Annotated in this window: 11 protein-coding genes; 9 read left to right on the top strand and 2 right to left on the bottom strand. The window is 40.2% G+C overall.

Annotated elements, in window-relative coordinates:
* The first annotated feature begins 50 nt into the window (after positions 1-50).
* The 9 genes from ACXACJ_RS01260 (at position 51) to ACXACJ_RS01220 (ending at position 9,899) form a co-directional block, all read left to right on the top strand.
* Positions 51-2,420, top strand: coding sequence for a TonB-dependent receptor (locus tag ACXACJ_RS01260; protein WP_475132444.1), 2,370 nt, complete (start codon positions 51-53; stop codon positions 2,418-2,420).
* 83 nt (positions 2,421-2,503) lie between these two features.
* Positions 2,504-3,382 (top strand): heme/hemin ABC transporter substrate-binding protein, encoded by an 879-nt coding sequence (locus ACXACJ_RS01255; protein ID WP_475132443.1) that lies wholly within the window; start codon positions 2,504-2,506, stop codon positions 3,380-3,382.
* The gene (locus ACXACJ_RS01250) at positions 3,366-4,397 is read left to right on the top strand and encodes a FecCD family ABC transporter permease (protein WP_475132441.1); all 1,032 of its coding nucleotides are present in this window, start codon (positions 3,366-3,368) and stop codon (positions 4,395-4,397) included. The genes ACXACJ_RS01255 and ACXACJ_RS01250 overlap by 17 nt, the downstream gene beginning before the upstream one ends.
* A gap of 1 nt (position 4,398) precedes the next feature.
* On the top strand, positions 4,399-5,181 hold the full coding sequence (locus ACXACJ_RS01245; RefSeq protein WP_475132440.1) for a heme ABC transporter ATP-binding protein: 783 nt from the start codon (positions 4,399-4,401) through the stop codon (positions 5,179-5,181).
* Positions 5,182-5,346: 165 nt separating this feature from the next.
* A complete protein-coding gene (locus tag ACXACJ_RS01240; RefSeq protein ID WP_475132439.1) occupies positions 5,347-5,607 on the top strand; it encodes a hypothetical protein in 261 nt (86 codons plus the stop codon).
* A 142-nt stretch (positions 5,608-5,749) separates the two neighbouring features.
* Positions 5,750-7,060 carry a 30S ribosomal protein S12 methylthiotransferase RimO gene (gene rimO, locus ACXACJ_RS01235; protein ID WP_475132438.1) on the top strand — a complete coding sequence of 437 codons (1,311 nt, stop codon included), beginning with the start codon at positions 5,750-5,752 and terminating at the stop codon, positions 7,058-7,060.
* Between the two features lie 112 nt (positions 7,061-7,172).
* On the top strand, positions 7,173-8,759 hold the full coding sequence (bshC, locus tag ACXACJ_RS01230) for a bacillithiol biosynthesis cysteine-adding enzyme BshC (protein ID WP_475132437.1): 1,587 nt from the start codon (positions 7,173-7,175) through the stop codon (positions 8,757-8,759).
* Complete coding sequence (locus ACXACJ_RS01225; RefSeq protein ID WP_475132436.1) at positions 8,752-9,321, top strand: 5-formyltetrahydrofolate cyclo-ligase; 570 nt, start codon at positions 8,752-8,754, stop codon at positions 9,319-9,321. The genes bshC and ACXACJ_RS01225 overlap by 8 nt, the downstream gene beginning before the upstream one ends.
* A 23-nt stretch (positions 9,322-9,344) precedes the next feature.
* On the top strand, positions 9,345-9,899 hold the full coding sequence (locus ACXACJ_RS01220; protein ID WP_475132435.1) for a metal-dependent phosphohydrolase: 555 nt from the start codon (positions 9,345-9,347) through the stop codon (positions 9,897-9,899).
* A 115-nt stretch (positions 9,900-10,014) separates the two neighbouring features.
* Here the strand turns inward: ACXACJ_RS01220 and ACXACJ_RS01215 are convergent, their stop codons facing one another.
* Positions 10,015-10,896, bottom strand: a complete 882-nt coding sequence (locus tag ACXACJ_RS01215) for an RDD family protein (protein ID WP_475132434.1) — start codon at positions 10,894-10,896, stop codon at positions 10,015-10,017.
* A gap of 104 nt (positions 10,897-11,000) precedes the next feature.
* Positions 11,001-11,996: an L-glyceraldehyde 3-phosphate reductase gene (gene mgrA / locus ACXACJ_RS01210; protein WP_475132433.1), complete on the bottom strand. Its 996-nt coding sequence runs from the start codon at positions 11,994-11,996 to the stop codon at positions 11,001-11,003.
* Positions 11,997-12,110: the final 114 nt, after the last annotated feature.

Below are 12,110 nucleotides of genomic sequence, written 5' to 3'. Positions count from 1 at the left end.
GCAAGAGACGCTATGAGCCATGATTTGGATTACACAAAACTTAATTCTTAATGAAAAAGATATATTATACCTTTTTAGGGCTTCTTATTGGCTTTTCTGTTTTGGCTCAGTCGGGTCGAATTTCAGGAAAAGTTGTAGATGCCACTACAAATTCTCCTTTGGCTTCTGCAAATATTAGAATAGCAGGTTTAGGAGGAACTTCGTCAGATAGCGAAGGAAATTTCTCTATCCCATGTTTGGGCTCAACCACACTTACAGTCTCTTTTGTAGGCTATAAAACCCACATCTTACAATTAGAAAGTTGCGAACAAGGATTAACCATCGCTCTCACCCCAACCAATTTAGTACTAGACGAAGTAGAAATCACGGCTACTTCAAACCCAAATCGTTCGCTTTTATACTTACCAACGGCTATTACGAAACTGAATGAAGCTGAAATGACAAGAGGCACTGGCCTTTTCTTAGATGATGCCATCAATGCCAACGTCCCTGGTGTTTACATGACACGCAGAGCAGTTTCTTCAGGTCAGCAGTTCAACATTCGTGGATACGGAAGCGGAGTTGGATTTAGAGGGGCTAGCAACAACTTTGACGGCCAAGGCTACAAAGTTTACTTGAATGGAATTCCTGTAACTGATGCGGAAGGAATCACCTTAATGGACGATATCGACTTCGGTTCTATCGGAAATGTGGAAGTGATTAAAGGCCCTGCCGGTACTCTTTACGGACTAGCGATTGCAGGCGTTGTGAACCTTGAAACCAAAAAAGCAGAAGCAGGTCAAACTTCAATCAGCCAAAGTGCCCTTATTGGAAACTATGGATTGAGCCGATATACTACGCAAGTTCAAATCGGAGGAGAAAGATCTTCTGTCTTGGTGAATTATGGTCGTCAACACTCTGATGGTTTCATGCCTCATAACGAGTTTGACAAAAATTTCTTCAATTTTATGGGAGACTTCACACCAAACGAGAAGCAAAAAATCTCTGCGTATGTAGCCTACAGCAACAGTTACGATCAGCGTGCTGGTGAATTAACTATCGATCAGTTCGAAACAGGTGATTTTAGCGGAAACGCGCGATACATTAAGAATGATGCTCATTCAGAAATTATCAGCTTTAGAGCAGGTTTAAGCCACACTTATAAATTCTCAAGCCATGTGAAAAATACAACTACTGTATTTGGCTCTGGAATGGATAACAATTCAAGCTCTGCAGGTGGCTGGACAGATAAAAGCCCAACAAACTATGGATTCAGATCTACCATTGATATGAACTTCGATTTGGATGGCTCTACTCTTAGCGGAATTGTAGGTTTAGAAGCACAGAGACAAAATGCTTTTATTCTAGGTTATTCCATGACTGAAAATTCAGCAGATCCAAATGGCTACAATGTAATTGGCAACATGAAAAGTAACCAGGCAGCTACCACAAGTACTGGTTCTTATTTCACAGAATGGACATTGTCTCTTCCTAGCGACTTTTCTATTACAGGTGGTTTAGGTTTCAGCACCATGGCCATTGATCTTGAAAACAGAACGTACGACAACACTAATAACAGACCTGGTGCGGATTACCATATTGATTATAAAAACATGGTTTCTCCTCACTTGGCTATCAACAAAGTTTTCAGCAACCAACTTTCTGCCTATGCATCATATAGCAAAGGATACAAAGCTCCTGTGAGTGGAAATATTGTAATTTCTGCCACTGGCGAATTGAACACAGGATTGAAACCAGAAGAAGGTAATCAGTTTGAAATAGGAACTAAAGGTTCTTTACTAGAAAGCAAATTCAACTATCAAGTAGCATTGTTCAGCACTGAGTTCAAAAATAAAATGACTTCAGTAGCAGTACCATTGGATGCCAACACTACAGCCTACACTTACATCGCTAATGGTGGTGGCCAAGTAAATAAAGGACTGGAAGTAGCCGTTAACTACGAAGTTTATAAGTCGAGCACAGGCCTTTTCAGCAGTGTAAAGCCATTCGCAAACCTGACTTACTCAGATTTCACTTATAAAAACTTCAGCTATCAATCTCTTAGCAACGGATCTCCGGTTACCGCTGAATACGATGGCAATGATGTAGCAGGTGTTTCTCCAGTAGTGGCCAATGTTGGTATTGATGCTAATACGCATATCGGTCTTTATGGAAACATAAACTTCCAATACAAAGACGCTATGCCTATTACTTCTGATGGAAACAATCAGTCTGCGGATTACAGATTGTGGAACACAAAAATTGGCTATAGAAATAACCTTTCAAGCCACGTCAATCTTGATGTTTACTTTGGCGTAAACAACATTTTTGGCGAGAAGTACTACTACATGGTTTTCATCAACCAATTGGCCGATGCTTACATTCCAGCCCCTAAAAAAGCTAATTATTTTGGAGGCTTTCAACTGAAGTACATATTCTAATCTAATTGAAGCTGGTATTGAAAAGTCGTATTGAAACCGTTTCAAAGACACTTTCGATACCAGCTTCTTTCAACCTTTACGCTATGAAAAAATCATTTTTAACCTTAGCCAGTTTACTCTTGCTTTTCAGTTGTGGGCGTTTTTCTAACAAGGATGAAAAACAAGCAAACGAAGAACGAATTGTTTGCATCGCTAAGCAATACAACGAAATCATCTATGCTCTAAATGCTGAAGATAATTTGGTAGCGGTAGACCTTTCGAGCACTTACCCTCCTCAAATCAAAGAATTACCAACAGTTGGCTATCATAGAGCACTCAGCACAGAAGGTATTCTTTCTACAGAACCCACCATTATTATTCACGACAATAATGTAGGACCTGAGCAAGTGATGCAACAAATGGAAGAATTGAAAATCCCGATGAAGGTTTTTGAGAATCCTGGCAACGACATTCCAAGTACTAAAGCCCTAATCACTGAAATGGGTAAATACTTTGGCCATGAAAAGGAAGCCGATTCATTGAACGCGAAAATCGATCGTGAAATGGAAGTGGCTTTAAGCAGAACCAACAATTATGACGAAAAACCAAAAGTGGTGATCATTCACTATGGAAGAGCCAGCAATATTTACCTAACCATGACAGAGTTGAGCAATGCGGCCCGATTGATAGAATGGGCTGGCGGGGAAATGGCAATTGACGGAGAAAGAGGCATGATGCAACTTTCTGCTGAAATTATTGCCCAGTCAAATCCAGATGTAATTCTGCTTACAGATTTTGGTTACGACCGATTAAACGGCTTGGAAGATGTAAAAGCCTTGCCGGGTGTAGCTGCAACCAAAGCGGCCGCCAACAATCGCATTTTCCGAGTTGAAGAACACGATATGGTGTATTTCGGACCAAGAACTGGTGAAATCGTAATGAATCTTCAAGAACTAATCCATAAGGATGGACAGGTTCAATAACAAAAACAGAATTTGGTTACTGACCATGCTTATACTCATGGTCGTAACCTTTTTCTTCTCCATGAAACTTGGAGCGGTCTCAATCTCTTGGGCTGAAGTTCAATCCAGTCTTGCTAAGTCATTTTCAGGAGAAGAAATGGATTTAACCGAGCGGATTTTTATGCAAATAAGGCTACCTCGCGCTTTCGCTGGTATTTTTGTAGGCGCTAGTTTGGCCATTGCCGGTGTATTAATGCAGGCTCTTTTCCGTAACCCTATAGTAGAACCCGGCCTAATTGGCACTTCTAGTGGAGCTGCTTTTGGAGCATCACTATACTTTGTGCTAGGTGCAACTTTCGAATTTCACGCTGGCCCTTGGACACTGCCCATTGCGGCTTGTATTGGAGGTACACTTTCTACCGTATTAGTTTTTATGTTGGCTCAGAATCGCTCTACAGGAAAAAGTTCTGTTGTTGCTCTTTTACTTACGGGTATTGCCATTAATGCGCTCTTTTTAAGCGGGGTTGGCTTTCTTTCCTACTTGGCCCGAGATCCTCAAGCCAGAAGTATCATTTTCTGGAATTTAGGAACGCTTTCAGGCGCTAACTGGATTTCTATCAGCATAATTGGAGGCATAACAGCCATTTGTCTCTTCATTTCATTGCGCTATGCTAAGCCACTGAACGCACTTATGATGGGTGAAGATGAAGCCGTTTTCTTAGGCGTCAACCTTAAAAGACTACAGATTACCATTATCGCATTAAACGTACTTTTGGTTGCCGTAGCCACTGCATTTGTAGGGGTAATAAGCTTTGTCGGCTTAGTTGTTCCTCATTTATTAAGGCTGATGAAAGGTTCTGACAACCGCTTTCTTTTATTGGGAAGTGCACTTTTAGGCGCCATTTTGCTCAGCCTTGCCGATTTAGCTTCTCGCTTACTTCTAGCCCCTGCCGAATTGCCTATTGGCATTGTTACTTCTTTGGTTGGCGTTCCCGTTTTCATCGCCTTGCTCCGTAAAAAACAATACTTCTTTTAACATGCTCGAAGCTAAGAACATCACCGTCCAGCTGGGAGAAAAGGTCCTTGTAGACAATATTTCGCTAAAGTTTGAGCCCGGAAAACTCAATTTGATTATTGGCCCTAATGGTGCCGGGAAGTCTACCTTGATTAAGGTAATCAGTAGACAGATGCAAAACCATCAAGGCGAAGTTTTCTATAATCGCAGCAATTCACAGGAGTTGACGGAAAGAAAAATGGCTCAAATGCGTGCCGTTCTTTCCCAGAATATTGACTTGGCCTTTCCTATGAAGGTTTGGGAAGTGGTAATGATGGGACGGTATCCGCATTTTCAAGACACAGCCAGAAAAGAAGACAAAATAGCTAGCGAAGCCGCTATGGATTTCTTTGACATTACAGAAATGGCCGATCGAAACTACCTCACATTAAGCGGTGGAGAAAGACAAAGGGTTCATTTTGCGCGCGTGCTTACCCAAATTTGGTATTCCAAACCTGATCAATGCCGATATCTTCTTCTTGACGAACCCTTGACATTTTTGGACGTTCAATATCAATTTCAGTTTATGCACAAACTGAAAGACTTACTGAAAAGCAAAGATTTGGTGGTAGTTGGCGTAGTACACGATCTCAACTTAGCCGCTAGGTTTGGTGATGAAGTACACCTAATTCAGCATGGAAAATTAGTAGCCAGCGGACCTAAACTGGAGGTATTGAATAAGGAAAATATCAGAAAGGTTTTTCAGTTGGAACCTGTGATTTACAGAGATGAAGAAAAAGATCTTGTCCATTTATTCTTTGAATAAGACTTTTAAAAACCTGAACGTAACCGAACATTTTACTGCTCTTAATCGGTCAAAAAATACACAACAACAAAACAAGCACCTAAAAATCAAACAGTTACCACACTGGCACTCATATTGCCTATTCAAAACTGAATAGAAAACATTTGTAACAAAAACGCACAGCTTATGGGAGCCATTGCTATTCAAATCCCTCAAGTTTCTGGCGAACAGGACATTGAGGTAGAAGTAAAAATCAACGGGGAGCGTAAATCTTACAACTACCGTGTTGAAGTTTTTCACTGGGCCGACTGTGAAAACCCAAGTGATGACCGTGTGGATTGTATCAGGCAGATTTTAGCCAAGTACGATCCAGAATGGGAGCTTTACCAAATTGGTATGCCTACCGATCAGGTGGTTCCCATTACATTTCGAAAAAGAAGAGGTTGAATTCAATAAGTCGTTGAAGAAATTTTGACAACTCACTCAATTCTCTATCAAATCCATCTTCACATTTCTTAGGTGCACTTCTTCGTGGAATGAATTATTTGGCCTTAATATTCATTACCTTTGCAGATCAATTTGCATTGAGATGAAAACGAAGGGACTGAAAAAGGATAAGGTTAACATTGTTACGCTAGGTTGCTCCAAGAACTTGGTGGATTCTGAAGTAATGCTAACCCAATTACGAGGTAACGGTATCGATACTACTCATGAATCGGCCAAAGATGATTCCAATATCATCATCGTAAATACTTGCGGCTTTATTGACAATGCCAAGCAAGAATCCATTGACACCATTCTGAGATATGCCGATGCAAAAGAAGATGGTGTAATTGATAAGCTCTATGTTACCGGCTGCCTTTCTCAGCGATATAAAGACGATTTAGAAACTGAAATTCCTCAGGTAGATGCTTTTTTCGGTACCATGGAATTGCCAGCCCTTCTCAAAAAATTCAAGGCAGATTACAAGCACGAATTGGTGGGAGAACGCATCATCACCACTTCAAATCATTATGCTTACCTAAAAATATCTGAAGGCTGCGATAGGCCGTGTTCTTTCTGTGCTATTCCTTTGATGCGTGGCGGACACAAATCTCGCCCAATTGAAGAACTTGTGCTTCAAGCGAAGAACATGGCGAAAAACGGTACTAAGGAATTGCTTCTCATCGCTCAAGATTCCACTTATTACGGCTTAGATCTTTACAGAAAAAGAAACCTAGCCGAGTTGATGAAGCATCTTTCTGATGTTGAAGGCATTGATTGGATTCGACTTCACTACGCATACCCAACAGGTTTCCCTATGGACGTTTTGGATGTAATGGCTGAGCGCGAAAACATCTGTAACTACATCGATATTCCTCTACAACATGGTTCCACCAAAATGTTGAAATTGATGAGAAGAGGAACCACAAGAGAAAAGACCGAAAATCTGATCACCGATATCAGAAACCGTGTTCCTGAAATTGCTATTCGTACTACATTGATTGCTGGCCACCCTGGCGAAACAGAAGCAGACTTTGAAGATATGGTGGATTTTGTGGAGAAAACCCGTTTCGACCGCCTTGGCATTTTCACCTATTCTCATGAAGAAAACACTCATGCTTACTCTTTTGAAGATGATGTTCCTGAAGAGGTGAAACATGAAAGGGCTAATCACGTAATGCAGATACAGGAAGAAATTTCGAACGAAATCAACCAGAATAAAATCGGGAAAGTCTTCAAAACCCTAATCGATAAAAAAGAAAGCGGAAGCTATTTTGGACGAACTGAACACGATTCTCCAGAAGTAGACAACGAGGTGATTATCAACGCGAAAGACCACTATTTAAGGGTTGGAGATTTTGCCAATATTAAAATTACTGATGCCACAGAGTTTGATTTGTATGGAGAGCCCGTGTGAGACTGAGTGTTTAATTGCATTGCCCGACATGCTTGTAGTTCGAAAAAGTGATTTTTGCCTCAAAAATCCCATCACCTTTGAACCATTGTCTACCTTTTGTAATTAATACCCTATGGCTGTTCAGCAACTCTCATCAATACTATTAGGCAAAATTCCATTTGATAAAACGAACAGCTTCTCAAAGTCCTTTTTGGATTATATAGGTGGTGAAGCCAAGCTTGAACCTTTCTATAATAGACTTCCGAAAATTGAAAATTTCGAACAGCAAATTGCTGAGAGAAACTTCGACACCAACACTCGCCAAATTCTAAGTGAGAGTTTACAAAATCAATATCAAGGTTTTGATATTTCCGAAGCCACAGCCAACAATATTCAACTGCTTCGTGATGACAAAACCTTTACCATTGTTACCGGGCATCAGCTTAATATTTTCACAGGGCCATTATACTTCATCTACAAAATTGTAACGGTAGTTAATGCCTGTAAAGTCTTAAAAAAGAATTACCCTGAATATAATTTTGTACCTGTTTACTGGATGGCTTCAGAAGATCACGATTTCGAGGAAATCAGTTATTTCAGATTCAACGGGAAAAAATTCACTTGGCAAACCGATCAAACAGGTGCTGTTGGCCGGTTCAATCCCAAAAGTTTAAAGCCCATTTTTGATGAAATCCTGAACATTCCAGCATTTTTTCAAGAGGCTTATTTAAAGAAAAAGACTTTAGCAGAAGCGGCACGACATTATGTAAATGCCCTTTTTGGAGAAGAAGGTTTGGTAATTGTTGATGCGGATGATAAATCACTCAAAGAAGTTTTAAAACCCGTAATGATGGATGATGTCTTCCATCATACACCCAATGATTTAGTAAATGAAACTTCGGAAAAACTAGACAAAGCTGGTTATGCAACTCAGGTATTTCCTAGAGAAATTAACTTCTTCTATTTAAAAGAAAATCTGCGTTCGCGCATCGTAAAAACAGAAAATGGATTCGAAGTATTAGATACTGAAATTCAATTTACTGATGAAAGTTTAAAAGAGGAGATTGAAAACCACCCTGAAAGATTCAGTCCAAATGTGGTTTTAAGACCTTTATATCAGGAATTGGTTTTACCCAACTTGGCTTATGTTGGCGGCCCGTCAGAGCTGGTTTATTGGCTACAATTGAAAGGTGTTTTCGATCATTTTCAAACGGCCTTTCCAATGTTGATGCCTCGCAATTTCGCAGGCGTACTGACTCCACGAGTTTTAGATAAAATTGAAAAGTGCGAGCTCACTTTCGAGGAAGTCTTCGAACCAGAAGACGCACTGATCAAGAAAAAAGTGAAAGCTAATTCGACAAACGACTTAAATCTGCAAAACACGCTGAACGAACTCAACACACTTTTTACCTCGGTGATTCAGCAAGCCAAAAACATTGATTCGAGTTTGGAACAAATGGTGAGCGCAGAAAATAAACGAGCTGAAAACTCTATTCGCAAAATTGAGAAGAAGATGCTCAGAGCAGAAAAGAGGAATCAACAGATTCTTGTCGATCGTATTTCGGCTATCAAGGAAAAGCTTTTTCCGGGCGGATCTCCCCAAGAAAGAAAGGACAACTTTTTGAACTTCTATCTTTCCGACCCTCAGTTTGTGCAAAACTGCCTTCAATCTTTTGATCCCTTCGACTTCCAATTCCATCTGATAAGCGCTCATGAATAAACAGGTTTTGCGAACCATGTTTCTTGAAAAACGCAAAACGCTCACCGCCCAAGAGCATGCGTTTAGAAGCGAAATGGTTTGTCAACAAACCAAAAAGTATATTCAGGAAAAGGACTTTAAAAACATTCATCTTTTTTTGCCTATTCTTCGCCAAAAGGAAGTAAACACTTTACCCATTTTTGAATGGCTTGTCGAAACAAATCAGCACACGGTTATTCTTCCTCGCGTAAATAAATCTACTGGTCATTTGGAGCATGTGGCCGTTAATTCACTTAAGGATTTAACCAAAGGCAACTTTGGCATTTTAGAACCAACAGGCGAGCCTCTTTTAGATATTGAAAACATTGATTTGGTTCTAGTTCCGTTGATCAGTTTTGATAGAACTGGCCACCGAATTGGTTATGGTGGTGGCTTTTACGATCGCTTTTTTGAAATTCTTCCTACTAAAACCATCAAGCTAGGGTTGGCTATTACGCCTCCGTTAGACCTTATGCCCTATTCCGAACCACACGACATTCAATTGAACGGATGTGTGAACCATCACGGGTTCTATTGGTTTTGACCTAGAGCACCAACACAGGAGAAATGATATTATCGGAGCAACAGCATAGATTACTTGAATTTGTAAAAGAAAAGCACGGGGAACAAAAGCGAAAATACAGTTTCGAACCTTATTGGAATCATGTTTTTTCCGTTGCCCAGCGAGTGGCCCGCTATGAACCTTCGGGCATAGAACCAGCCCTTTGCCACGATCTTTTGGAGGATACGAACTGCACTCAGGATGAGCTCCTTAACTTTTTGGAGGAAATCCATTATTCACCAGAAGATGCCGAATTAATTTGCTCTGTAGTTCAAGAACTAACCGATGAGTTCACCCATGAGAATTATCCTGAACTGAATAGGGCGGAAAGAAACAAACTTGAAGCAAAAAGGCTAGGCCAAGCGAGCTATTTGGCGCAAAGCATAAAATATGCTGACATTGCCGACAACGTTTCTTCAGTTGCTGAGCATGATCTGAAGTTTGCACAAACCTATGTTCCCGAGAAACTAGAGGTAGTGAATCAGATGAGAAATGGGCATGTACATTTACTTATAGAGTGCTGTGCCATTCTGAAAAACGCCATTGATAAGTTAGGTTAAGCTATGAAGTAATTACTTCATCTTGACCTTTCAGAAAGACACAGCCTTTCTTCAGAATCTTACAAAAATTCGTTTTTCAGCAATTCCTCTAATATCAGATTGAATATTCTCTTGATCAGTTCAAAATTCGCCAGTCAAGCTTAGTAGTTCGGGCTTCGAATCTACCCGGAGCTTTGTAAACATATTTCACCTGTCCCACAAAGGTTTCCTTTTGATATTGCGTATACAAAACTGATTCGACAGCATTTTGCAAGCTTTTATAGTCGCTATCATATTCAAAATAATCTTGCTTCAAATCGATAATTACCGATATATAAGCCATATCGCTATCGCCTTCAATCTGATCATAAACCCGAACATCGGCAGAAAGATTATTGCCATAGTTTTCTTCCAATATGGTTGTAATTCTTCGAGCAGCAGATTCATTGATTGAGCTTTCCACTACAACGACATCAGGTTTCGCGAATTGATTCATGGCCGCGTTAACAGGAAGTATAACGATAAGCAGCATAACGTAAGCAATAACTACAGACAGCAAAGCTTGAGCAAACTTCGGTTTTGGCTGATCAATTTCAGCATTATAAACCTCCACGCTCGTTCCTGCAACAAAATCGCCAATACGCCTCGAAGGATTTACAAGAGCCACAATCACTTCAATAGGCCAAAAGACACAGAAGATATTTCGCACAAAACACTTTAGTGGAGAAGCTACAGCGCCAGTTTTATAATCAACCACTTGAAGGTTCAAAGCTCTTTTTGCAACGCTTCTTCCATTGATGCAATCTTTACAAAAATATAGGGCAAATCCAATCAGAATCAGGTACATCCACGAACCGAACATATCATATGATTGCGGCACATGGCTCATATTCATCGAGCGGGAGAAAGTCGAAATAAAAACGGGTATAGAGAATGGAAAAATAGCAAAAGTCATGACCACATGGTCGAGAAGCATAGAGCCAATTCTAACCAGTGGCTTGGGTTGAGTATTCGTCATGTTGGATGTTATTCTGAAAGCTTAGATGAAAAAATGGCCCCAATGGTTTATTCAAGATTGGGGCTAATCACACCGAATTTTAATCTGTATTTCATATGCTTTTATTAATTGGACAAAATTGCTTCGATATCCTTAAGCTCTTCCTCTGAGAATTCAGATTTATCAACTGCTTCCAAGTTATTCTTCAACTGTTCTTTTGAACTTACACCAATCAAAACACTGGTTATTCGGCTATCTTTCATGAGCCAAGAAATAGCCATTTGAGCCAACGATTGACCTCTTTTAATAGCAATTTTATTCAGTGCTACAATTTTAGATCTGGTTTTTTCATCAATTCCAACTTTGCTGAATTCGGTATATGATTTTGAAGCTCGAGATCCATCAGGTATTCCCTTAATATAGCGATCCGTCAAAAGCCCTTGCGCCAAAGGTGAAAATGGAATGCAGCCCACTCCTTCCTTTTCCAACAAGTCCAACAGGCCCTCTTCAACCCATCGCACAAACATGGAATATTTTGGCTGGTGAATAAGACATGGCGTACCATTTTCCTTTAAAATCTGAATGGCTTTGGCTGCTTCCTCAGCCTTGTAGTTAGAAATACCCACATAAAGCGCCTTGCCCTGTTGAACAGCCGAACTCAAAGCACCCATAGTTTCTTCCAAAGGTGTTTCTGGATCGGGCCTATGCGAATAGAAAATATCCACGTAGTCCAAATTCATCCGTTTCAAGCTCTGATCTAAACTGGAAAGCAAATATTTTCTGGATCCGAAATCACCATAAGGGCCATCCCACATGGTGTAACCTGCCTTCGTTGATATCACCAGTTCATCCCTGAGGTTTCCTGAAAAATCCTTCTTCAATATCTGTCCGAAATTTTCTTCAGCCGAACCAGGAGGCGGGCCGTAATTATTGGCCAAATCAAAATGAGTAATCCCTTGATCGAAGGCATAGCGGATAGTTTCTCTTCCCTTTTCGAAGTTATCGACACCACCAAAGTTTTGCCAAAGCCCCAAAGAAATTGCCGGCAACTTCAAACCGCTTCTTCCACAGCGTACATATCGCATTTTGTCGTATCGGGTACTCGAAAAATTCTCTGACATGAAATTCATTTTTGATTGTGAACAGGAAAAATATAATACAGAAAAATTAAACTCAACCTAAATATTATGTAAGGCAATTCTATTCCTTTCCATTGAAAAGCTTACCTGCCCTTA

The sequence above is a fragment of the Roseivirga sp. AWQ4_251 genome (assembly GCF_056158225.1).
This window is presented reverse-complemented; position numbering and strand designations above follow the sequence as displayed.

Coding starts and splice junctions, on each gene's coding strand:
- ACXACJ_RS01260 (WP_475132444.1), top strand. CDS start 51: ATGAAAAAGATATATTATACCTTTTTAGGGCTTCTTATTGGCTTTTCT.
- ACXACJ_RS01255 (WP_475132443.1), top strand. CDS start 2,504: ATGAAAAAATCATTTTTAACCTTAGCCAGTTTACTCTTGCTTTTCAGT.
- ACXACJ_RS01250 (WP_475132441.1), top strand. CDS start 3,366: ATGGACAGGTTCAATAACAAAAACAGAATTTGGTTACTGACCATGCTT.
- ACXACJ_RS01245 (WP_475132440.1), top strand. CDS start 4,399: ATGCTCGAAGCTAAGAACATCACCGTCCAGCTGGGAGAAAAGGTCCTT.
- ACXACJ_RS01240 (WP_475132439.1), top strand. CDS start 5,347: ATGGGAGCCATTGCTATTCAAATCCCTCAAGTTTCTGGCGAACAGGAC.
- rimO (WP_475132438.1), top strand. CDS start 5,750: ATGAAAACGAAGGGACTGAAAAAGGATAAGGTTAACATTGTTACGCTA.
- bshC (WP_475132437.1), top strand. CDS start 7,173: ATGGCTGTTCAGCAACTCTCATCAATACTATTAGGCAAAATTCCATTT.
- ACXACJ_RS01225 (WP_475132436.1), top strand. CDS start 8,752: ATGAATAAACAGGTTTTGCGAACCATGTTTCTTGAAAAACGCAAAACG.
- ACXACJ_RS01220 (WP_475132435.1), top strand. CDS start 9,345: ATGATATTATCGGAGCAACAGCATAGATTACTTGAATTTGTAAAAGAA.
- ACXACJ_RS01215 (WP_475132434.1), bottom strand. CDS start 10,896: ATGACGAATACTCAACCCAAGCCACTGGTTAGAATTGGCTCTATGCTT.
- mgrA (WP_475132433.1), bottom strand. CDS start 11,996: ATGTCAGAGAATTTTTCGAGTACCCGATACGACAAAATGCGATATGTA.